21 protein-coding genes and 5 pseudogenes are annotated in these 20,549 nt (G+C 66.6%); 13 read left to right on the top strand and 13 right to left on the bottom strand.

Annotated elements, in window-relative coordinates; all coding sequences use genetic code 11:
• Positions 1-107 precede the first annotated feature (107 nt).
• The 3 genes and pseudogenes from ACLP9N_RS39620 to rpmB form a co-directional block, all read left to right on the top strand.
• Positions 108-227, top strand: a pseudogene (locus ACLP9N_RS39620) (CDGP domain-containing protein); the annotation flags it as partial.
• A 245-nt stretch (positions 228-472) separates the two neighbouring features.
• Positions 473-862 carry a hypothetical protein gene (locus ACLP9N_RS39615; RefSeq protein ID WP_442412499.1) on the top strand — a complete coding sequence of 130 codons (390 nt, stop codon included), beginning with the start codon at positions 473-475 and terminating at the stop codon, positions 860-862.
• 266 nt (positions 863-1,128) lie between these two features.
• Positions 1,129-1,323, top strand: coding sequence for a 50S ribosomal protein L28 (rpmB, locus tag ACLP9N_RS39610; RefSeq protein ID WP_085232168.1), 195 nt, complete (start codon positions 1,129-1,131; stop codon positions 1,321-1,323).
• On the opposite strand, the pseudogene ACLP9N_RS39605 reads toward rpmB, so the two are convergent.
• Both ACLP9N_RS39605 and ACLP9N_RS39600 read right to left on the bottom strand, forming a co-directional pair.
• Positions 1,310-1,417 (bottom strand): annotated as a pseudogene (locus ACLP9N_RS39605) (MMPL family transporter); the annotation flags it as partial. The gene rpmB and the pseudogene ACLP9N_RS39605 overlap by 14 nt on opposite strands.
• A 2-nt stretch (positions 1,418-1,419) precedes the next feature.
• Positions 1,420-1,539, bottom strand: a pseudogene (locus ACLP9N_RS39600) (MMPL family transporter); the annotation flags it as partial.
• On the opposite strand from ACLP9N_RS39600, the pseudogene ACLP9N_RS39595 reads away from it, so the two are divergent.
• Together ACLP9N_RS39595 and ACLP9N_RS39590 are read left to right on the top strand one after the other, a co-directional pair.
• Positions 1,538-2,058: pseudogene (locus ACLP9N_RS39595) on the top strand (sensor histidine kinase); the annotation flags it as partial. The pseudogenes ACLP9N_RS39600 and ACLP9N_RS39595 sit on opposite strands and share 2 nt — an antisense overlap.
• Positions 2,055-2,710, top strand: a pseudogene (locus ACLP9N_RS39590) (response regulator transcription factor). The pseudogenes ACLP9N_RS39595 and ACLP9N_RS39590, both read left to right, overlap by 4 nt.
• Before the next feature lies 1 nt (position 2,711).
• Here ACLP9N_RS39590 and ACLP9N_RS39585 read toward each other — a convergent pair.
• Positions 2,712-3,533: a mycofactocin-coupled SDR family oxidoreductase gene (locus tag ACLP9N_RS39585; RefSeq protein WP_442412498.1), complete on the bottom strand. Its 822-nt coding sequence runs from the start codon at positions 3,531-3,533 to the stop codon at positions 2,712-2,714.
• Positions 3,526-4,437, bottom strand: coding sequence for an SDR family NAD(P)-dependent oxidoreductase (locus tag ACLP9N_RS39580; RefSeq protein ID WP_442412497.1), 912 nt, complete (start codon positions 4,435-4,437; stop codon positions 3,526-3,528). The genes ACLP9N_RS39585 and ACLP9N_RS39580 overlap by 8 nt, the downstream gene beginning before the upstream one ends.
• Before the next feature lie 59 nt (positions 4,438-4,496).
• Between ACLP9N_RS39580 and ACLP9N_RS39575 the strand changes: the two genes are divergently transcribed.
• The 4 genes from ACLP9N_RS39575 to ACLP9N_RS39560 are packed head-to-tail and all read left to right on the top strand — an operon-like array spanning position 4,497 to position 8,225.
• Complete coding sequence (locus tag ACLP9N_RS39575) at positions 4,497-4,940, top strand: nuclear transport factor 2 family protein (RefSeq protein ID WP_442412496.1); 444 nt, start codon at positions 4,497-4,499, stop codon at positions 4,938-4,940.
• A 4-nt stretch (positions 4,941-4,944) separates the two neighbouring features.
• Positions 4,945-6,129 (top strand): sulfotransferase family protein, encoded by a 1,185-nt coding sequence (locus ACLP9N_RS39570; RefSeq protein ID WP_442412495.1) that lies wholly within the window; start codon positions 4,945-4,947, stop codon positions 6,127-6,129.
• 13 nt (positions 6,130-6,142) lie between these two features.
• On the top strand, positions 6,143-7,393 hold the full coding sequence (locus tag ACLP9N_RS39565) for a hypothetical protein (protein WP_442412494.1): 1,251 nt from the start codon (positions 6,143-6,145) through the stop codon (positions 7,391-7,393).
• Between the two features lies 1 nt (position 7,394).
• Positions 7,395-8,225, top strand: coding sequence for an oxidoreductase (locus tag ACLP9N_RS39560; RefSeq protein WP_442412493.1), 831 nt, complete (start codon positions 7,395-7,397; stop codon positions 8,223-8,225).
• 279 nt (positions 8,226-8,504) lie between these two features.
• Here the strand turns inward: ACLP9N_RS39560 and ACLP9N_RS39555 are convergent, their stop codons facing one another.
• The 5 genes from ACLP9N_RS39555 to ACLP9N_RS39535 are packed head-to-tail and all read right to left on the bottom strand — an operon-like array spanning position 8,505 to position 12,163.
• The gene (locus ACLP9N_RS39555) at positions 8,505-9,260 is read right to left on the bottom strand and encodes an SDR family oxidoreductase (protein WP_442412492.1); all 756 of its coding nucleotides are present in this window, start codon (positions 9,258-9,260) and stop codon (positions 8,505-8,507) included.
• Positions 9,257-10,195, bottom strand: a complete 939-nt coding sequence (locus tag ACLP9N_RS39550; RefSeq protein WP_442412491.1) for an NADP-dependent oxidoreductase — start codon at positions 10,193-10,195, stop codon at positions 9,257-9,259. The genes ACLP9N_RS39555 and ACLP9N_RS39550 overlap by 4 nt, the downstream gene beginning before the upstream one ends.
• A 5-nt stretch (positions 10,196-10,200) precedes the next feature.
• On the bottom strand, positions 10,201-10,884 hold the full coding sequence (locus ACLP9N_RS39545; protein WP_442412490.1) for a uracil-DNA glycosylase: 684 nt from the start codon (positions 10,882-10,884) through the stop codon (positions 10,201-10,203).
• Positions 10,881-11,171, bottom strand: coding sequence for a DUF1330 domain-containing protein (locus ACLP9N_RS39540; RefSeq protein ID WP_442412489.1), 291 nt, complete (start codon positions 11,169-11,171; stop codon positions 10,881-10,883). The genes ACLP9N_RS39545 and ACLP9N_RS39540 overlap by 4 nt, the downstream gene beginning before the upstream one ends.
• 20 nt (positions 11,172-11,191) lie before the next feature.
• Positions 11,192-12,163, bottom strand: coding sequence for a thiamine-phosphate kinase (locus tag ACLP9N_RS39535; RefSeq protein ID WP_442412505.1), 972 nt, complete (start codon positions 12,161-12,163; stop codon positions 11,192-11,194).
• A gap of 66 nt (positions 12,164-12,229) precedes the next feature.
• On the opposite strand from ACLP9N_RS39535, the gene ACLP9N_RS39530 reads away from it, so the two are divergent.
• The gene (locus ACLP9N_RS39530; RefSeq protein WP_442412488.1) at positions 12,230-12,748 is read left to right on the top strand and encodes a DUF3515 domain-containing protein; all 519 of its coding nucleotides are present in this window, start codon (positions 12,230-12,232) and stop codon (positions 12,746-12,748) included.
• On the opposite strand, the gene ACLP9N_RS39525 is transcribed toward ACLP9N_RS39530, so the two are convergent.
• Together ACLP9N_RS39525 and ACLP9N_RS39520 are read right to left on the bottom strand one after the other, a co-directional pair.
• Complete coding sequence (locus ACLP9N_RS39525; RefSeq protein WP_442412487.1) at positions 12,745-13,863, bottom strand: D-alanine--D-alanine ligase family protein; 1,119 nt, start codon at positions 13,861-13,863, stop codon at positions 12,745-12,747. The genes ACLP9N_RS39530 and ACLP9N_RS39525 overlap by 4 nt on opposite strands.
• A gap of 203 nt (positions 13,864-14,066) precedes the next feature.
• The gene (locus tag ACLP9N_RS39520; RefSeq protein WP_442412486.1) at positions 14,067-15,089 is read right to left on the bottom strand and encodes an NAD(P)H-dependent glycerol-3-phosphate dehydrogenase; all 1,023 of its coding nucleotides are present in this window, start codon (positions 15,087-15,089) and stop codon (positions 14,067-14,069) included.
• Positions 15,090-15,142: 53 nt separating this feature from the next.
• Between ACLP9N_RS39520 and cofC the strand changes: the two genes are divergently transcribed.
• The 3 genes from cofC (at position 15,143) to ACLP9N_RS39505 (ending at position 19,062) form a co-directional block, all read left to right on the top strand.
• Positions 15,143-15,802, top strand: a complete 660-nt coding sequence (gene cofC, locus ACLP9N_RS39515) for a 2-phospho-L-lactate guanylyltransferase (RefSeq protein WP_442412485.1) — start codon at positions 15,143-15,145, stop codon at positions 15,800-15,802.
• A 79-nt stretch (positions 15,803-15,881) separates the two neighbouring features.
• Positions 15,882-18,077: an RNA degradosome polyphosphate kinase gene (locus tag ACLP9N_RS39510; RefSeq protein WP_442412504.1), complete on the top strand. Its 2,196-nt coding sequence runs from the start codon at positions 15,882-15,884 to the stop codon at positions 18,075-18,077.
• A 37-nt stretch (positions 18,078-18,114) separates the two neighbouring features.
• Positions 18,115-19,062, top strand: a complete 948-nt coding sequence (locus tag ACLP9N_RS39505) for an NUDIX hydrolase (RefSeq protein ID WP_442412503.1) — start codon at positions 18,115-18,117, stop codon at positions 19,060-19,062.
• Between the two features lie 72 nt (positions 19,063-19,134).
• Here the strand turns inward: ACLP9N_RS39505 and ACLP9N_RS39500 are convergent, their stop codons facing one another.
• Positions 19,135-19,728 (bottom strand): HU family DNA-binding protein, encoded by a 594-nt coding sequence (locus tag ACLP9N_RS39500; RefSeq protein WP_442412484.1) that lies wholly within the window; start codon positions 19,726-19,728, stop codon positions 19,135-19,137.
• Positions 19,729-19,942: 214 nt separating this feature from the next.
• Positions 19,943-20,539, bottom strand: a complete 597-nt coding sequence (gene leuD / locus ACLP9N_RS39495) for a 3-isopropylmalate dehydratase small subunit (protein WP_442412483.1) — start codon at positions 20,537-20,539, stop codon at positions 19,943-19,945.
• Between the last annotated feature and the right edge of the window lie 10 nt (positions 20,540-20,549).

Here is a 20,549-nt window from a genome sequence, read left to right as displayed (position 1 = left end):
AACGCTTCTCGTTGACCGTCTGACATGACCAAAGCAGCCGCCGGTGTCATCACCCACGAAGTCTAACGCAGACCAGCCAATTATTTTGGAGACACACCACTAGCTACTTGGTGGCTAGCGGCGCCAGTTCCTACCTAGTGCCCGACAGGCGCTGCGATTTGATGGGTCCTGACCAGCATCCATGGGGTCTCGCCTTCGCAGACCCACCGACGCACATCGACGACTGAGCCGGGAACCCTTCGTGAAAGGCGAGAACCATGAGCCAGGTCTACGCCCGTCCCGGTGAAGTGTAGTTAAGCCAATCGGTGACACCGTCGTCACAGGACTCCTAAAATGTTTTTCGCATAATCGGTCCCACCATTTGATGGAGGCATTCTGGAGCTGATCGGTACCGGAGCAGACGCAAGAATTTCGCAAGCGGTCGGCAGCAAACTAATGATGCGTTCCTATATGGGAGCGAAAGGAACCGACCATGAACACCCCTCACAACCTGACGCGGATCGTTGCCACGGCGCTGCTGTCGGGCGGCGTTGCCGCGGTCGCCGGCTTGGCGCTGGGTGCGGGTACCGCCCAGGCCTTCAACTATCCGGTAGGGGTGTGCAACGACGCCCACCATGTCTGCAGCTATCAATGGTGCCCGGGGATGCCGTTGCCGTTCACAGGCGGGGCTAACAACCCGCCAAATTGGGACATGGGTATATGCCACCACTTTATGGAAGGGATGATCGGTCCCAGTTCCCCGGACTGGGTGAAAGGTAACGGTAATCACGCAGTTGGTCCAATGCTCATCGAGGGCGATCCGCTTCCAAGCCCCGGCGTCGGGCCATGCCAAGGAGTCTTCCCCTGCTTGCCCGGCCTGTAGGAGGCGTTGACGGTATGACGCCAACCATTTGTTGATCTGGCGTTTTGGGATTGATCCACCAGCCTGCGGAAGGCTGACCACCGAATACTCGAACACCGGACCAGCCCCACCCGACCCCGACGACGATCCACCGCCGTTTTAGCCGCGCTTGAGGAGGACGCGTTTTGGTGGTTGCCCAGGACAGTCGGTATTCTGGGCAGGCCCGGTTAACCCCGGGCTGTCCCGTGCGAGTTGCCGGACCCCCGAACATTTGAGGAGCTTGAACAATGGCCGCTGTGTGCGATATCTGCGGGAAAGGCCCCGGCTTCGGCAAGTCGGTGTCGCACTCCCACCGCCGCACCAGCCGCCGGTGGAACCCCAACGTCCAGACCGTGCACGTCGTGACTCGTCCCGGCGGTAACAAGAAGCGGCTGAACGTCTGCGCGTCCTGCATCAAGGCCGGCAAGGTCACCCGCGGCTAGTCGCGCCGGCCATTTCGCGTGGCCACCAGAACCACCGACCGAGTAACGCCACGACGGACGGCGTGACGAGCGCCCGCACGACGAGCGTGTCCACCAACGGATGATGCCCGTTCTGATGCCCGCGCCAGGGGCCTGAGCCTCCTGCTTGATCCGCAGCGCCAGCAGCAGGTTGTAGTCCGCGCCGACGGCGATCAGCGCGATGAACGCGATGGGCGAGTCACTCGAACAGGCTGAGCGGCTGGGCCGGCAGGCGATGGCCGACATCCGGCGCACCGTCAGGTTGCTCGACAACTCGCCGATGAAGACCACACCCGAACCGAGCATCGACGACATCGGGGTCCTCGTCGAGGATTTCGAGCGGGCCGGTCTGGCGGTCACGCTGCGCATCGACGGACCCACCACGCGCGTCTCGGCCGCGGTCGGCCTAGCCCTGTACCGGATCAACCAGGAGTCGCTGGCCAACATCGCCAAACACGCAGCCGATGCTAAATCGGCTGTAGCGCTGAGTATTTCACACCAATCGGTGCGGCTCGCCGTCACCAACCGGCTACCCGCCGCGGTGGCCGCCATCCAGTCCTCCGCGGGGCGCGGCCTGCGGGGCACGCGTCAGCGGGTCGAGCTGCTCGGCGGTGTGATCGAGGCCGGACCCACCCGCAACGGGTGGTCAGTGTCGCCGAAATACCCCTGCAGGAGGGCAACACCGGCTGGCGCCCACTCTGGTGCCCTTCAACATGATCGACGAATCACCCGAGATCGCCGTGCTGCTCGTCTACGACCAGGAACTGGTGCGTTCCGGGCTGCGCCGAATCCTGCGGCGCAAGGACGGTTTCAACGTTGTCGCCGAATGCGCCGACGGCGACGAGGTGCCCGCCGCGGTGGCTCTGAACCGACCCGATGTCGTCGTGATGGACCTGCGGATTCGGCGAGTCGATGGCATCGAAGCGACGCGAAGACTGGCCGGCGGACCGCCGGTGCTCGCGTTGACCACCTTCAACGAGGACGAGTTGCTATCGGGGCATTGCATGCCGGGGCAGCGGGTTTCGTGCTCAAGGACTCGTCGGCCGAGCAGCTGATCCGCGCCGTGCGGGCCGTCGCCGGCGGAGACAGCTACCTGGACCCCGGCGTCACCGCGCGCGTGCTGACCACGTACCGCAAGGCCGCCGCGGGTCCGCGCGGCAATGACATCGCCGAGCTGACCACGCGCGAGCTCGATGTCCTCACCCTGATCGGTAAGGGCCGCACCAACACCGAGATCGCCGACGAACTGTGCATCTCGAACGTCACGGTGAAAAGCCACATCGGCCGGATCTTCGGAAAGCTCGACCTGCGCGACCGCGCCGCCGCCATCGTATATGCCTACGACAACGGCATCGTCGCCCCGCGTTAGATCACATGACGACATGCCCGGCGTCGACCGCGATCGTCACGCCGGTCACATAGCGGGACCGCGGGCTGACTAGCCACAGCACCGCTTCGGTGACGTCTTGCGCCTCGACCAGCGGCACGCCGGGCAGCAGGGTTTGGGAAACGGCCGGGTTCGGATTTTCCAGCATCCGGTTGACCACGAAGTCGTTGAGGATCATCGGCGTCGCGACACCGCTCGGATTCACCGAGTTGACCCGAATCTTATGCGGCGCATACGCATTCGCCGCCGAGCGCATGAGGCCCACCACGCCGTGCTTGGACGCGGCATAGGCGAACATGGCGGCGCTGCCGTCACCGCCCCGGCCGGTCAGGCCCTGTGACGAACTGACCAGAACAACGGAGCCGCCCCGGCCCTTGCGGACGATTGACGGAACCGTCGCAAGCATGGTGTGCCACACCCCCTTGAGGTTGGTGTCCACGATGGTGTTGAACACCGGCTCGGAGTGGGTCTGTGTGTCGCCGATCGCCACCACCCCGGCGTTGGCGATGACGATGTCGATTTCGCCGAGCTCGTCGATCCCGGAACGCACGCCGGCTTCCAACTGTGCCAGGTCGCGCACGTCGGCGACGATGGGTACCACCCTGCGGCCCGCGGCTTCGACCAGCCGCACCGTCTTGTCGAGGTCGGATTTGGTTCCCAGAGCGTAGGGAATCGAATCGATGTCGGCGCAGATGTCCACGGCGATGATGTCCGCGCCCTGTTCGGCGAGCGCGACAGCATGGCTGCGCCCCTGGCCACGCGCCGCACCGGTGATGACGGCGACGGTGTTGTCGAGTTCACCCATGGCCGGGAACGTCCAGCGTCGTGCCGGTCTCTTCTTCGGCGAAGGCCACCAGACGGGCAGCCGCGTCGTAGTCGCACGCGACCACCGAGCGACCGATCAGCGCGGGGCCGCCGCGCAGGCCCAGCCTGCCACTCACCCCGACGTAGCTGCCCGGGGGTACCGGTTCGCTGATGCAGTACAGCGTGGGCGCGGCGCCTTCATCGATGTCGTTGGCCAACCGGTCGGCCACGACCTTGACGGCCTTGTGCGCCAACGACATCAGCGACGAGTCGGACAGGTGCGACAGATTCGAGGCCACCCACCCGGGATGGGTGAGTTGGGTGACGATCGGCGAGCCGGCGGCGCGCAACCTGCGGTCCAGCTCGAGCCCCCACAACATCACCGCAAGCTTCGACTGTGCGTAGGAGCCCAACCTCGTCCACTTGTGGGTGCGCAGGTGCAGGTCGTCGAGCCGCAGCGTCGCCCACTGCTCCGCGTCGGAGCCGACGTTGATGATCTGCGAACGCACCCGGGGCAGCAGCAGGTTGGTCAGCGCGAACGGTCCGAGCAGGTTGGTGCCCAGCGTCATCTCGAAGCCGTCGACGGTGTCGGCGCGGCTCGCGGTGAGAGTGCCGGCATTGTTGATCAGGATGTCGACCTGCCCGTCGACCAGATCGGGGAACGCGCGCACCGACGACAGGTCGGCGAGATCGAGCTTGAGCACCGACGTCGAGCCCCCCATCGCAGAAATCTCAGTGGCCCGCTGCTCACCCAGGCCGGTATTGCGCACGGCCAGGATCACGTGGGCGCCGGCTTTGGCGAGCGCACGCGCCGTGCCCAGCCCGACACCGTTCGTCGCTCCCGTCACGATGACTGTTTTGCCGCTGAGGTTGCCAAGCCGGCTCGGCGTCCAAGGTAACGTCACGGCCACCAAGATTAATGGTATGGCCACCGGGCAGGCCGCCGGGCAGGAGTGAACCGGACGTGAGTGACACCGCGACAGCGATCACCAACCTGATCTACACCTACGCCGAACTCATCGACGGCGGCGACCTGGACGGGGTGGCCCGGCTCTTTGAGCACGGCCGCATCTGCGGCGTCGAGAACGGTCCGCCCGAGACGGTGTTCGCCGGAACCGCCAGGGTGCGGGAAATGTACGAGATGGCCACTCGCATCTACGAGGACGGCACCCCCAAGACCAAACACAACACGACCAATGTGCAGCTGGACATCGACGAGGCCGGCGGGACCGCACGCAGCACGTCCTACTACTGCGTCACGCAGGCCACGCCCGATTTGCCGCTCCAGGTGATCATCACCGGGCATTACAAGGACACCTTTCACCGCCTCGACGGTGTCTGGTGGTTCGACAGCCGCACCATGTTCGTCGACCAGGTCGGCGACGTCAGCCACCACTTGAAGTTCTGACCAGGTGGTCAGTCCAACCCCGTTTGACGTGGCGGCCGCCATGGCCGACGCGCAACGCAAGGAGTCGCTGACCGATTGGGGTCCGGGCGACTTCGAACGCCCGCTGGGCGTGCTGCTGGCCGACTACCCACACGCTGATCTCAACGCCATCGGCACGCACATCCTGCGGTCGGGCATCGTCCACAGCCTGCGCATGCGGTTGCGCGCCCAGGAGTGGATCCGCCGCCACCCAGAGATCCTCGAGGAGCGGGTCGCCGCGCCGATCGTCGTCGTCGGGATGATGCGCAGCGGAACCACGCTGCTGCAGCGGCTGCTGGCCGCCGATCCCCGGTTCGTCTGCGCGTACGGCTGGGAGGTGGTCGAGGTCGCGCCCCGACTCGACCACCAATTCACCGGTGTCGATCCGCGCATCGCCGTCAGCGAGGCGCGCGAAGCCAAATCCCGCGAACTGGCACCGGACCTCTTCGCCATACACCCGATGTACGCGCGGGAACCCGAGGAAGAGATAGTCTTTCTGGCCGACGCCTTCCTGTCGCATGTCCCCGAGTCGGGCGCCCACCTTCCCCATTACCGATCCTGGCTTGATGAGCAGGACTTCACTCCCGCCTACGACTACCTGCACCGCATGCTGCAGTTCCTGCAATGGCAGAAGCGGCAGCAGGGTCTGATGGACGCCTGCGAACCGCAACGCTGGGTGCTCAAGTCGCCGGCGCACCTGGGCTATCTGGACCTGCTGCGGGCGCGGTTTGGCGATGTGCACATCGTCCACATGCATCGCGACCCCCGCACCACGATCGCTTCGGGCGCCAGCCTCAACGCGACCCTGCACGCGATGCACGCCGACACCGTCGACCGGCACCGGGTGGGCGCGCAGTGGTTGCAGCGGATGGGCTGGACCAACGATCGGGCAATGGCGGTCCGGGACGGGTGGTCTGACGACGCTGACCGCGTCACCGATATCGAATTCGACGACGCGGTGGCCGATCCGGTCGGGCAGGTGGCCCGGGTCTACGACGCCATCGGCCTGCCGCTGGCCGCCGACGCCGAGGCGGCGATGCGGCGCTGGCTGGACGAACGTCCCCGCGAAGCACCGCGCCCGCCGTACGGGCTGCAGGACTACGGCCTGCTTCCTGAGCAGGTCGACGAGCGATTCACGTTGTACAACAAGCTTTTTCGGCATGGACAGTGAGGAGCCTTGATTTATGGACGATCCAGTCTCGACAGCGTCCCAACACGAACAGGAACTGGCGGCCCTCGACCTGATCGAGCATCCCACCGTCAAGGCCGCTTATCGAAGCGTCGCCGAGACCTGGCTGGGTCGCGCCAAGGCGTCCGACGCGATGCGTGAGCGGTTCGACGACGCGTTCGCCGAGGTGATGTTCTCGGCAGCGGTGTGGTCGTCCAACCAGGACAAGCTGCGGCCCAAGGTCAGCTGCATCACCCGGCTGGCGCACCCGGTGGACGGCCGCCGCATTCCCGGATCACGTTGGGGAATCGACAATCCCGACAGTGTCTACCGGGTCATCCCGATCTCCGGCGACGAAAGCTACGAGATCCGCGGGCGGGTCGGCGAGCACCGCATGACCGAGAACTACTTCACGCTGTGGGATGCCCACATGGGCACCATCGATGTGCTCAACGGCCGCACCATGCAGGTCGACGACGACGGCGGTTTCACCATCACCGTCGACGCCGACCCCGCCAACGGGCGCCCCAACCATGTGCAGACCTCCCCGGCGGCGCACGAGTTCTACATCCGCGACGTGCTGCTGGATTGGGGTCGCGATGACCCCAATTACTTTGAGGTACAACGGCTTGGGGGCCCTCCGGCTTCGACTCTAAGACCGGCACGCACGCTCGACGAGCAGGCCGAGGCGACCGCGGCGATGATGGCCTATTTCGCGGACTTCACCGGCAAGCTCAGCCACGGCGTGTACAAGATGCCGGCCAACCATTTCAACCTGGCGTGGTCGACCGACAAGGTCGGCGCGATGCGCAACCAGGTCTACGTCATGGGCCGCTTCGATCTCGCCCCCGACGAGGCGTTCGTGGTCGATCTCAGCGACGGTGGCGCCGAATACTTCACCGTGCCGCTGAGCAACATCTGGGGCACCACGCTCGACATCGTCGATCGCACCGGCAGCCTGAACAAAGCGCAGTCGGTTGCCAACGAGGACGGCACGTACACCTACGTCATCTCTCCCATCGATCCGGGGGTGGCGAATTGGATCGACTCCGACGGGCTGCGCGAGGGCATCCTGACGCTGCGGATGGCCGAATTCGGCGAGACGGGTCCCCGGTCGGACCTGGGCGCTCGCGGGCGCGTGGTCAAGCTGGACCGATTCGACGCCGAGGTGCCCAACCTGCGGCGCGTGAGCCCGAAGGAGCGGGCAGCCGAGCTCGCCGATCGGCGAAAGGCGTATCTGCGCCGTCTGCCGGAAGGGACTGCCTGAGATGGCGCGCTGGCTGATCACCGGTTGCTCCACCGGATTTGGCCGCGAAATCGCCCGTGCCGCCCTGCAAGCGGGCCACAGCGTGGTGGTGACCGCGCGGCGGGCCGACACAGTGCAGGATTTCGCCGACGAGTTCGGGGACTGGGCCGTGGCCGTGGCACTCGACGTGACGGACGCCGGCCAGGTCGCGGGCGCGGTGGCGGCGGCCGAAGCCGCGTTCGGCGGCATCGACGTGCTGGTCAACAACGCCGGCCACGGCTACCTGTCCGCGGTGGAAGAGGGCGAAGACGCCGAAGTCCGAAAGCTGTTCGACGTCAACTACTTCGGTGCCGTCGACATGATCAAGGCCGTGCTGCCGGCGATGCGTGCCCGCGGCTCCGGCCATATCGTCAACATGTCGTCGATGACGGGTCTGGTGGCCAACCCGCCGAACGCCTATTACTCGTCGACGAAGTTTGCGCTGGAGGCGGTGACCGAGGCGCTCGCCACCGAGGTGCGGCCACTGGGGATCAAGGTGACCGCCATCGAGCCGGGCGCCTTCCGCACCGACTGGGCGACGAGATCGATGAAGGAGTCGGCCACCCCGATCGCCGATTACGCCGATGTGGCGGCGCGCAAGGACCTGATCAAGCAGTTCGCCGATCATCTGCCGGGCGATCCGCGCAAGGTGGCCGAGGCGGTGCTGATGGTGACCGAACTCGACGATCCCCCGCTGCGGCTGTTGCTGGGCCGCGACGTGCTCAAGGCCATGCGCGACAAGATCGCTGCGACGTCGGCGTCGATCGAGGAATGGAAGTCCGTCACCAAAGACGTGAACTTCCCCGAGTCCTAGCGGACCGTTATCTGCCGGCGAGCGTGCGCACCGTGCCTGGTGGTGGCATGGCGGCGGTGCGGCGCGACCGACCAATAGACGATTCTTGAATGTGATATCACATGCGATATCGCATGCGTGAATCGCCTAATGGCCGGCCGATGGTACCCATGTGGCCCACGTGATTACTGAAGCACGTTGTGCACCAGGCTATTCCATACGATTCGGTGTCCCGCTTTAGTGCAGCCTGCGCTCACTCCAAAACGCGAATGGTGAGCCAACTCAGGTCCTAGCCGCCCGTTATCTGCCGGCGAGCCAGTCGCGGAAACGGATCACCGCCCGGGTCGCGTCGTCGTCGGCGACCAGGCTGCGCGCTTGCAAGGCGGCGCCGAAATAGCGGGCGCTGGGATCGGTGACCACCGCGCGGCTGTCCCGGTAATGCGTCAGCGCGGTGCCGATGAATTCCGCGAAGGGAAGGTGCTGCGGTCCACCGAATTCGACGACGCCGTCAGCCGGAACCGCGACGGCGATCGCCGTCAGCTTCGCGGCGACTTCGGTGGCGGCGACCGGCTGGATCAGCGCGTCGGGCACCCGCACGGTGTTGCCGTCGGCGCAAGCATCGGCGATGCCCCGCGCGAATTCGAAGAATTGGGTGGCCCGCAGGATGGTGTGCGGAACGCCGGATCCAGCGATCCGGCTTTGCTGGGCGACCTTGGCCCGCATGTATCCGCTGTCGGGCATGCGGTCGGCGCCGACCACCGACAGCGCGACGTGATGCGTCACCCCGGCGGCCCGCTCGGCTGCGACGAGGTTGTCGGTGGCCGTGGTGAAGAAGTTCATCAGTGCGCTGTCTTCGTAGGACGGCGAATCGGTGACGTCCACCACCACCTGCGCGTCACCCAGCGCGTCGGCCAGGCCGTCGCCGGTCAGCAGATCGACGCCCGTGCGCCGCGACGCCGGCAGCACCTCCAACCCGTTGGCCCGCAGGATGTCGACCACCTTGGCGCCGACCAGTCCGGAGGCGCCGACCACGACGATCTTTCCGGCAGCTGTCATGAGACGACCAGCACGGTCTTGCCGGGGCGCCGGTCGCGGCGCCGTCCGCTTTCGAATGCCTCCCGGCCCTCGACCAGGGGGAACGTCTCGGCGATGTGCACATGCAGCCGGCCGCTGTCGATGAGCGCAGCAAGCTCGGCGAGCTGGTCTTGATTGGGTGTGACGATGAAAAACATTGCGCTGACGCCGTATTGGTCAGCTATGTGCGCCGGCGGTGGCGCCGAAAGGGTGACCAACCGTCCGCCCCGGCGCAGCACGGCGAACGATCGATCCAGGGTCTCACCGCCGACGGTGTCGACCACGATGTCGTAAGAGGAGTCGTAGGCGCCACTTTCGTCGAACGCTTCGGTGCGCACGTCGATTACCCGCTGGGCGCCGAAACCGCGGACCAGCCCGGCGGCATCGCTGCGGATGGTGGCGGTCACGTGCGCCCCGAGGCCGGCGGCCAACTGGACCGCCAACGCTCCGACTCCGCCCGCCCCGCCATGCACCAACACCGACTCCCCCGGTCGTACCGCGGCATGGTCGACCAGCGCCTGTAGCGCGGTCAGCCCGGCCAACGGCAACGCGGCCGCGGCGGCGTGCGAGATCGTTGACGGCTTGGTGGCCAGGTCGGCCTCGGGCACCGCGACGAAATCGGCCGCCGCGCCATCGCGGTCGAATCTGATCAGGCCGTACACCTCGTCGCCGGGCGCGAAGTCCGCGACGCCGGAGGTTATTTCGGCAACGACGCCGGATACTTCATGCGACGGGATCACCGGCGTCCGGCTGACACCGTCGCGCGTCCACGTCTCCTCCCACGTCAACTCGTCAAAGGTGATGGCCGCGGCGTGCACCGCCACCAGGACTTCACCGGCCGCGGGGACCGGCACCGGCGCCCGCTCGACGAACAGCACCTCCGGGCCGCCACGGCGGTGCGCCCGCAGGGCCGTCATCTCGGTCAGGGCAGACGCCAATCGATCGGGTCGGCGCCCATACCGGCCAACAGTTCGTTGGCGCGGCTGAACGGTCGCGAGCCGAAAAACCCGCGCGACGCCGACAGCGGCGAGGGATGCGGCGACTCGATCGCGACACAGTCACCTTCGGCCAGCATTGGGTTGAGCGTCGACGCGTCGCGGCCCCACAAGATCGCCACCATCGGCTGTGAACGGGCGACCATTGCGCGAATTGCGCACTCCGTGACGGCTTCCCAGCCCTTGCCCCGATGCGACGCCGGATTGCTCGGCCGCACCGTGAGCACCCTGTTCAGAAGCAGCACCCCACGCTGCGCCCAGGGTGTCAGATCCCCGCACGAGGGCGTCGGATAGCCCAGATCGGCGGAGTACTCGCCGAAGATGTTTTCGAGGCTGCGGGGCAGCGGACGCACGTCCGGAGCCACCGAGAAACTCAGGCCCACTGCGTGTCCGGGTGTGGGGTAGGGATCTTGCCCGACGATCAGGACCCGCACTTGGTCGAAAGGGAAACTGAAGGCGCGCAACACATTCGGACCCGCCGGCAGGTACTTGCGTCCCGCCGCGATCTCGGCCCGCAGGAACTGTCCCATCTGGGCGACCTGGTCCTCGACCGGCGCAAGCGCGGCCGCCCACCCCTGCTCGACGAGCTCACTGAGCGGACGCGCAGTCATCCCAGCCCCTTCACCAGCAGCACCACCGTGTCGGCACCCGCGCGTCGGTCCGCCGAGATCTCCTGGTATTCAGGCGATTCCGCCCAACCCCGGAATGACGCCTCGTCGGGAAAGGACATCAGCACCACCTTCTCGCGATCCCACTGACCCTCCACCACCTCTGGCGATTCATCGGCGGCCAGCAGTGTCCCCGGGTGACGAACGAAGACCTCCATGAACCTCGCCTGGTAGCGGTCGTAAGCCGCCCGGTCGGTGAATCTCAGCTGGGCGATCGCGTACACAGTCACTGGGCAAACCCTAAGCCACCCTACTGCCCGAACGACTGCCAGCCCGCATACCCACGCCACTGTTCGCCGTCGACAAGCACTCGGGCCGGACCGTCGCGCACCCGCCCGATGACGCGCCACCCCTCGGGCACGGCACCGGCGAAACACGCCACCAGGGCGTGGTCTTCGCCACCACCCAGCACCCACGCCCACGGGTCGGCGCCCACCGCGGCCGCGGCGGCTGTCAGCTCGTCGTGGTCGGCGGCCAACCCAACACGGGACAGGTCGATGCCCACCCCCGACGCGTCGGCGACGTGTCCCAAGTCGGCGACCAGACCGTCGGAGACGTCGATCATCGCCTGGGCCCCGGCGGCCGCCGCCACCAAACCCTGCCCATAGGGCGGTCGCGGCACCAGATGGCGCCGGCGCAGATCGTCGAAGCCCTCGATCTCGTTGTCCCACAAGGCGTATCCGGCGGCAGAACGGCCCAGGTCGCCGGCCACCGCGACCGCCGAGCCGGCCGTCGCCCCCGACCTCAACACCGGCGCGCGGCCGTTCAAGTCCCCGAGCACCGTCACCGACAAAACCCACTGCGGGCAGCTGACCAGATCGCCGCCGACGATGCCGGCGCCGATCCGCTCCGCCTCATCCCACATGCCGTCGACCAGCGCATCCACCAGCGCCGTCGGCGTATCACCCGGTGCCCCGAAACCCACCACGAACGCCGTGGCCCGCCCGCCCATCGCCTCGATGTCCGCGGCGTTCTGGGCGATCGCCTTGCGGCCGACGTCATGGGGTGTCGACCAGTCCAGGCGGAAGTGGCGATCCTGCACGAGCATATCGGTCGACACCACGGTGCGACCGTCGCCGCCCAACACCACCGCCGCGTCGTCGCCCGGCCCCAACGCGACCGCGCCCGGCTGGCGACGGCCCCGCACCAGCCGGTCGATGACGGCAAATTCACCGAGCTGCTGCAGCGTCGGGGACTGTCCCTGAACCCCCTGAGCCCCCAATGCGTCGTCGCGCACGTCACCTCCTCGACCGCGCCAGTGTATGAGAATCAAGAGGTGGCTCGGCAGGTGACAGGCGACTCCGATGGTCCGCCGCGTGTGGTGATCATCGCTGCGATCGCGCTCGCCGTGACGGCGATCGCCGTGATCCTGGTCATCGCGGCGACCCGAGAGGCGCCCTCGCAACCGGTTGTCCTGCCCGCCGTGCCCGCGCCGCAGGCCGCCAACGGCACGTGCCGGGCCCTGGAGCAGGCGTTACCGCAGCGGCTCGGCGACTATCAGCGCGCGCCGCTGGCGCAACCGGCACCCGAGGGCGCGAGGGCCTGGCGGGGAGGGCCCGACAGTGAGCCGGTGGTGCTGCGCTGCGGGCTCGACCGCCCGGCCGACTTCGTGGTGGGCTCCCCCATCCAGGTGGTCGACCGGGTGCAGTGGTTCCAGGTAGACCGGTCGTGGTACACCGTGGATCGCCCGGTGTACATAGCGCTGACTCTGCCATCGGGATCGGGGCCGACGCCCATCCAAGAGCTCTCCGAGGTGATCGACCGCACCATCGCGGCGGTGCCGATCGATCCCAGGCCGGTCGGCTAGCGCAGACCCACGCCCCGGGCCAACGCGGTCTCCACCATGGTTGCCAGCAGGGTGGGATAGTCGACGCCGCTGGCCGCCCACATCCGCGGGTACATCGAGATCGTGGTGAAACCCGGCATCGTGTTGATCTCGTTGATCACCGGGCCCTCGTCGGTGAGGAAGAAATCAACCCGGGCCAGGCCCTGGCAGTCGATGGCCCGACACGCCCGGATCGCCAGCTGGCGCACCGCGTCGGCGACGTCGTCGTCGACCTTGGCGGGCACGTCCAATTCGGCTGCGTCGTCGAGGTATTTGGTCGCGAAGTCGTAGAAGGAGTCCTCCCGTCCCCTGACCCCGGCGACCCGAATCTCGCCCACCGTGCTGGCTTCGATTGTGCCGTCCGGCATTTCGAGCACGCCGCACTCCAGCTCGCGCCCGTTGATCGCCGCCTCGACGATCACTTTCGGATCATGCCGGCGAGCGTCGGCGATCGCCGCGGGCAGCTGGTCCCAACTCGACACCCGGTTGACACCGATCGACGAACCGCCCCGCGCCGGCTTGACGAACACCGGCAGGCCCAGGCGTTCACACTCCTGCCGGTCCAGCGTCGACTGCAACGGGCGCAGCACCGCATGCGCGCCGACCGGAAGTCCCTCGGCGACGAGCAGCTTCTTGGTGAATTCCTTGTCCATGCCGGTGGCACTGGCCAGCACCCCGGCCCCGACGTAGGGCACACCGGCGAGTTCGAGCAATCCCTGAATCGTGCCGTCCTCGCCGTACGGGCCGTGCAGCACCGGAAACACCACGTCGACTGACGCCAGCACCTCACTGGCTCCGGGCTGTAGCGACAGCAACTGGCCGCTTCGCCGCGGATCGGCGGGCAGCGCCAGCTCGGTGCCCGATTGCGAGGTCACCCCGGGAAGCTGCCGGTTGGTGATCGCGAGGGCATCCGGGTCGCCGTCGGTGAGCACCCACGAACCTTCCGGGGTGATCCCGATCGCGACCACCTCGAACCGCTGCGGGTCGAGGTTGCGCAGGACGCTGCCCGCCGACACGCAGGAGATGGCGTGCTCGTTGCTGCGGCCGCCGAACACGACGGCGACGCGCACGCGCCCCGCGCGTGGCTTCGGCGTCATGGGGGGCAGGCCGGAGGCATTCACAACCTAGAGAGGCTACCGGGTGGGGCGTTACCGAGCCGGGTTGGCAGCGCCGACCTGGCCTTTTGGGTGCTCCCGTGGGCGCTCCCCCCGCCGCGCACGTCGAGCCTGCGGCCACGGCATCCGTCCTGCGTCCAGGGCCTACTTTTCGCGGGCATCCCGCCCTGAACGCAGTTTGAGTCTTATTCGGGCTTGGTGCTGCGACCCAACAATAGGGCCACCGCTTCGTCGACGGAAAGCCCCTTGTGACAGACCCGGTGCACGGCGTCGGTCAGCGGCATTTCGACGTCGTAGCTGGCCGCCAGCGCGAGCACCGATTCGCATGACGTCACCCCTTCGACGACATGGCCGTCTCCGCCGTTTGAGGCACCCCCGAGCGCCGACTCCATGGTCGCGCCCTGCCCCAGACGTTCACCGAACGAGCGGTTGCGCGAACGCGGCGAGGTGCAGGTGGCCACCAGGTCACCCACCCCGGCCAGGCCGGCCAGCGTCGCCCCCTTGGCGCCGAGCGCTATCCCCAGTCGCATGATCTCGGCCAGTCCCCGGGTGATGATCGCCGCGGCGGTGTTTTCGCCGAGGCCGACACCCGCCGCCATGCCGCAGGCCAGCGCGATGACGTTTTTGCACGCCCCCCCGATCTCGGTGCCGACCACATCGCTATTGGTGTACGGGCGGAAGTACCCGGTATTCAGCATCCGCTGCACGGCGACCGCGCGGCCGGAGTCGCTGCATGCCACGACGGTGGCGGTGGGCTGGCATTCGGCGATCTCACTGGCCAGGTTCGGCCCCGAAATCACCGCGATGCGGGACGGGTCCACACCCGTCACCGACACGATGACCTGACTCATCCGCATCAGGGTGCCCAGCTCGATGCCCTTGGCCAGACTGATCAGCGTTGCGTCCTGCGACAACAACCCCGTCCACTGCGCAAGATTGGCCCGCATCGTCTGCGCCGGTACGCCCAACAGCACGGTGGCCACGCCACTCAACGCCTCTTCGGCATCGGCGGTGGCGCGGATACTCGGCGACAGCAACGCACCGGGCAAGTACGCCGGGTTGTATCGGGTGGTGTTGATCTGCTGCGCGATGTCTGATCGGCGCGCCCACAACCTCACCTCTGCGCCGGCATCGGCGAGCACCTTGGCCAGCGCCGTGCCCCAGGCCCCGGCGCCCATCACCGCCACGGCACCCTCCGTGCTGGCCATCCGGTACACCCTAGACCAGCGCCGGGCTGCCGTCACCCTGGCAGGATGGCGTCATGAGCGGCACACGGGCCGACGAGCCGGACGTCGGCTTGATCATCGCCGTCAAGCAGTTGACGGCCGCCAAGACCAGGCTGGCGCCGGTCTTTTCGGCGCGGACCCGGGAGAACGTAGTGCTGGCCATGCTGGTGGACACCTTGACCGCGGCGACACGCGCCGGATCGCTGCGCTCCATCACCGTCATCACGCCCGACGAAGCCGCGGCGGCCGCGGCGAGCCAGCTCGGCGCCGGAGTGCTGGCCGACCCGACGCCCGAAGGCCACAGTGACCCGCTGAACAACGCGATCGCCGCCGCAGAACGTGCAATAGCCGATTCGGGCCCCGATATCTCCAATGTTGTTGTGCTGCAAGGTGATTTACCGGCGCTACAGGCACAGGAGCTGTCCGAGGCCATCGCCGCCGCACGACATCATCGGCGCAGCTTCGTCGCCGACCGATTGGGGACCGGTACCTCCGCACTGTTCGCTTTCGGAACCACACTCGACCCGCAGTTCGGACCGGATTCGTCCGCGCGGCACCGTCGTTCGGGCGCTATCGAGCTGACGGGAGCCTGGCCCGGCCTGCGATGCGATGTCGACACCCCTGCCGACTTGGCCGTCGCCCGCCGCCTGGGGGTCGGGGCCGCGACCGCGCGGGCCATCGCACAGCAGCATTAAAGGTCCAGCGAAGCATCCAAGCGGTGAACGGCGCACCAACTGCGCATGGATGTCCCCTGGGATCTGGCCGCACATGCGGGTGATGAGCAATGATCGCATGGTGACCGACATCGAAGCTCAGGCGCGCGCCGAAGAAGTCGACTGGCAATCAGAGGAGTCGGCGGTGACGGCGCCACCCGCTGCGACTCCCGCCGCGATCCACGACCCGCTGCCGGAAGACCGTTACCTTAATCGGGAATTGAGCTGGCTGGACTTCAATGCGCGCGTGTTGGCGCTGGCCGCCGACAACTCGCTGCCGCTCTTGGAGCGCGCCAAGTTCCTGGCGATCTTCGCGTCCAACCTCGACGAGTTCTACATGGTCCGGGTGGCCGGCCTCAAGCGCCGCGACGAGATGGGGCTGTCGGTCCGCTCGGCCGACGGTCTGACGCCGCGTGAGCAACTGGCCCGCATCGGCGAGCAGACTCAGCAGATCGCGACCCGGCATGCCCGGGTGTTTCTGGATTCGGTGCGACCGGCGCTGGCCGAGGAAGGCATCTATATCGTCACGTGGGCCGATTTGGATCAGGCTGAGCGGGACCAACTGTCGACCTATTTCACCGAGCAGGTCTTCCCCGTGCTGACCCCGCTGGCCGTCGACCCCGCGCACCCGTTCCCGTTCGTGAGTGGGTTGAGCCTGAACCTGGCGGTCACGGTGAAGCAGCCCGACGACCCCGGTCAGCACTTCGCCCGAGTCAAGGTGCCCGACAACGTCGATCGCTTCGTCGAGCTCGAAAGCCTCGGCGGCGCAGACGCGGCCGAGGGGCCGGGCGTGGTCCGATACCTGCCGATGGAAGAACTGATCGCGGCCTTCCTCCCGGTCCTTTTCCCGGGTATGGAGATCGTCGAGCATCACGCGTTCCGCATCACCCGCAACGCCGACTACGAGGTTGAAGAGGACCGCGACGAGGACCTGCTGCAAGCGCTGGAACGGGAACTGGCGCGCCGGCGGTTCGGTTCGCCGGTACGAATCGAGATCGCCGACGACATGACCGAGAGCATGTTGGAACTGCTGCTGCGCGAACTCGACGTGAATCCGGGTGACGTCGCCGAAGTCCCCGGGCTTCTCGACCTGTCGTCGCTGTGGCAGGTCTACGGCACCGACCGGCCGGCACTCAAGGACCGTACGTTCGTTCCCGCAACCAATCCCGCCTTTGCCGACCGGGAAACCCCGAGGAGCATCTTCGCGACGCTGCGCGAAGGCGATGTGCTGCTGCATCATCCGTATGACTCGTTCTCCACCAGCGTGCAGCGGTTCATCGAGCTTGCCGCCGCTGATCCCAACGTGCTGGCGATCAAACAGACGCTGTACCGCACATCCGGTGATTCGCCGATCGTTCGGGCACTCATCGCCGCCGCCGAGGCCGGAAAGCAAGTTGTGGCAATGGTGGAGATCAAGGCACGCTTCGACGAGCAGGCCAACATCCGCTGGGCGCGCACATTGGAGCAGGCGGGCGTGCATGTGGTGTACGGGTTCGTCGGACTCAAGACACACTGCAAGACCTGCCTGGTGGTGCGCCGCGAGGGCCCGGTGATCCGGCGGTATTGCCATGTCGGGACCGGTAACTACAACGGCAAGACCGCGCGACTGTACGAGGACCTCGGTCTGCTCACGGCCGCACCCGACATCGGGGCCGATCTGACCGACTTGTTCAACTCGCTCACCGGCTACTCGCGCAAAGTGTCCTACCGCAACCTGTTGGTGGCCCCGCACAGCATTCGCACGGGCATCATCGAACGCGTCGAGCGCGAGATCGCCGCTCACCGCGATGGCGGCGGGGGCCGGATCCGGCTCAAGATGAACTCGCTCGTCGACGAACAGGTCATCGATGCGCTGTATCGCGCGTCGCAAGCCGGTGTGCGGGTCGAGGTGGTGGTGCGCGGCATCTGCGCCCTGCGCCCGGGCGCGGAAGGCTTCTCGGAAAACATTTCGGTCCGCTCGATCCTCGGGCGATTCCTGGAGCACTCGCGGATCATCCATTTCAATCGCGTCAACGAGTTCTGGATCGGCAGCGCCGACATGATGCACCGCAATCTCGACCGGCGGGTCGAGGTACTGGTTCAGGTCAAGGACGCGAGGCTTACCGCGTATCTGGACGACTTGTTCGAGTCCGCACTGGGCCCCTCCACCCGGTGCTGGGATCTCGGGTCCGACGGGCAGTGGACCGCGTCGCCCCAGGACGGCCACAGCGTGCGCGACCACCAAGTATCTTTGATGGAGCAGCACACCAGCCCCTAACGTTGCGCCCCGGCCGAATTGACCTGCAGGAGTGACTCTGTCGATCCAGAACTCGTCGGCCCGTCGGCGCTCAGGGGGTCGGATGGTCTATGCCGCCGGTGCGGTGTTGTGGCGGCCCGGTGATGCGGACTCGGCCGAGGGCGCCATCGACGTAGCGGTGATCCACCGCCCCCGTTATGACGACTGGTCGTTGCCCAAGGGCAAAGTGGACCCCGGGGAGACCGCACCGGTGGCTGCCGTGCGGGAAGTGGTCGAGGAGACGGGTCATCGCTGTGTCCTCGGCAGGCAGCTCGACACGGTGAGTTACCCGATCGATCTGGGCATCAAGAAGGTGTACTACTGGGCCGCGCGCAGCACCGGCGGTGAATTCACCCCCGGCAAAGAAGTCGACGAGCTGGTCTGGCTGCCGGTTGTCGACGCGATGAAGAAGCTCGACTACGCACAGGATCGAAAGGTCTTGCGCAGGTTCGCTAAACAACCGGCGGACACCCACACCGTGCTGGTGGTCCGGCACGGCACCGCCGGCAGTAAGTCACGCTATTCCGGTGATGACACCAACCGACCGTTGGACAAACGGGGGCGCGCGCAGGCGGAGGCGCTGGTTCCGCAGCTGCTGGCCTTCGGCGTCACCGACGTGTACGCGGCCGACCGGGTGCGCTGCCACCAGACGGTAGAACCTCTCGCGGCCGAACTGGGTGCGCCAATCCACAACGAGCGCGCCCTGACCGAGGAGGCCTACGCGAAGAACCCCAAGCGCGGCCGAAACCGGATGCTGCGGATCGCCGCGCAGGCCGGCACACCGGCGATCTGCTCGCAGGGCAAGGTGATTCCGGACCTGATCGCGTGGTGGTGCCAACGCGATGGGATCCGCCCCGACAACGCGCGCAACCACAAGGGCAGTGCGTGGGTGCTTTCGCTGGCGGCCGGCAAGCTGATCGCGGCCGACCATATCGGCGGCGCGCTGGCCGCTAACGTGCGGGCCTGACACACGCAGATACCCTTCGGGTGCCAGCCCTGCCACCCGAAGGGTATCTGCGTGTGAGACTTGGCTATCGCGTTACTTGCGACCGCGCCGGCTTGCAGCCTTCTTGGCGGGAGCCTTCTTAACCGCCTTCTTGGCCGGAGCCTTCGTCGCCGCCTTACGCACTGGAGCCTTGGTCGCGGCCTTCTTGACCGGAGCCTTCTTCGCCACGGCCTTCTTGACCGGAGCCTTCTTCGCCACGGCCTTCTTGGCCGGTGCCTTGGTCGCGACCTTCTTGGCCGGTGCCTTGCTCGCGGCCTTCTTGGCCGGTGACTTCTTCGCCACCGCCTTCTTGGCTGCCGCGCCCGCCACAACACCACGTTTCACTGCAGGTCCTTCCGCCGGGAGGCGCTGTGCGCCAGCTACAACCGCTTTGAATTGAGCACCCGGACGAAACGCCGGGACGGACGTCGGCTTTACCTTCACGGTTTCGCCGGTACGCGGATTGCGGGCCACGCGCGCAGCGCGGCGGCGCTGCTCGAACACACCGAACCCGGTAATCGTGACGCTGTCGCCCTTGTGTACCGCGCGCACAATGGTGTCAACGACATTCTCGACGGCGGCGGTCGCCTGCCGACGGTCCGAGCCCAATTTCTGTGTGAGCACATCTATGAGCTCTGCTTTGTTCATCCAACCCTCCGAAGCTAGTTGGTTCTCACTTTTGGAACCGACTAGCGAACACGGTAAACCCTTACCCAGCTGATTTCCAAGTGCCACGCGCAATTTCAGGGACCTAACGATCGGAATTTTCGCAATCCGATTGCCGCCCTTGACCGGTGGCGCGGCCCCAAAATGGGCTCGGATTTAGTTGGCGACCGAGCGGATATTCGGCCCCGGTACGCCCTCAGGAGACGGGTAAAGTACGCGGTTTCCAGTCCGGGCGAGCCGCCTCAAACAACGCGATCTCGTCGAGTTTCCGCAGCGTAAGGCCTATATCGTCAAGTCCTTCGAGCAGCCGCCATGCGGTGTAGTCGTCAATCTTGAACGGCAGCACCGTCGTTCCCGCGGTGATATTTCGATCTTGAAGATTGGCAGTAATTTCCAGCCCCGGACCCTGCTCGATGAGCTTCCAAAGAAGTTCTACGCCGTCTTGGTCAACTTGGGCCGCCAAGAGCCCCGCCTTGCCGGCGTTGCCCCGGAAAATGTCACCGAAACGAGACGAGATAACCACCCGGAACCCATAGTCCATGAGCGCCCAGACCGCATGCTCGCGCGACGATCCGGTCCCGAAATCGGGTCCGGCGACCAAGACTGAGCCCCGATCAAAGGGGCTGAGATTCAGCACGAATGACGGATCCGTCCGCCAACTCGCAAACAAGCCGTCCTCGAAACCGGTTCGGGTGACCCGCTTCAAAAAGACCGCCGGAATGATCTGGTCGGTATCGACATTGGACCGCCGCAGCGGCACACCAATACCGGTGTGGGTGTGAAAGGCTTCCACGCTCGTCCCC

Source organism: Mycobacterium sp., assembly GCF_052144515.1.
Taxonomy (GTDB): domain Bacteria; phylum Actinomycetota; class Actinomycetes; order Mycobacteriales; family Mycobacteriaceae; genus Mycobacterium.
The sequence above is the reverse complement of the archived record's forward strand: the minus strand, read 5'-3'. Positions and strand labels throughout refer to the sequence as shown.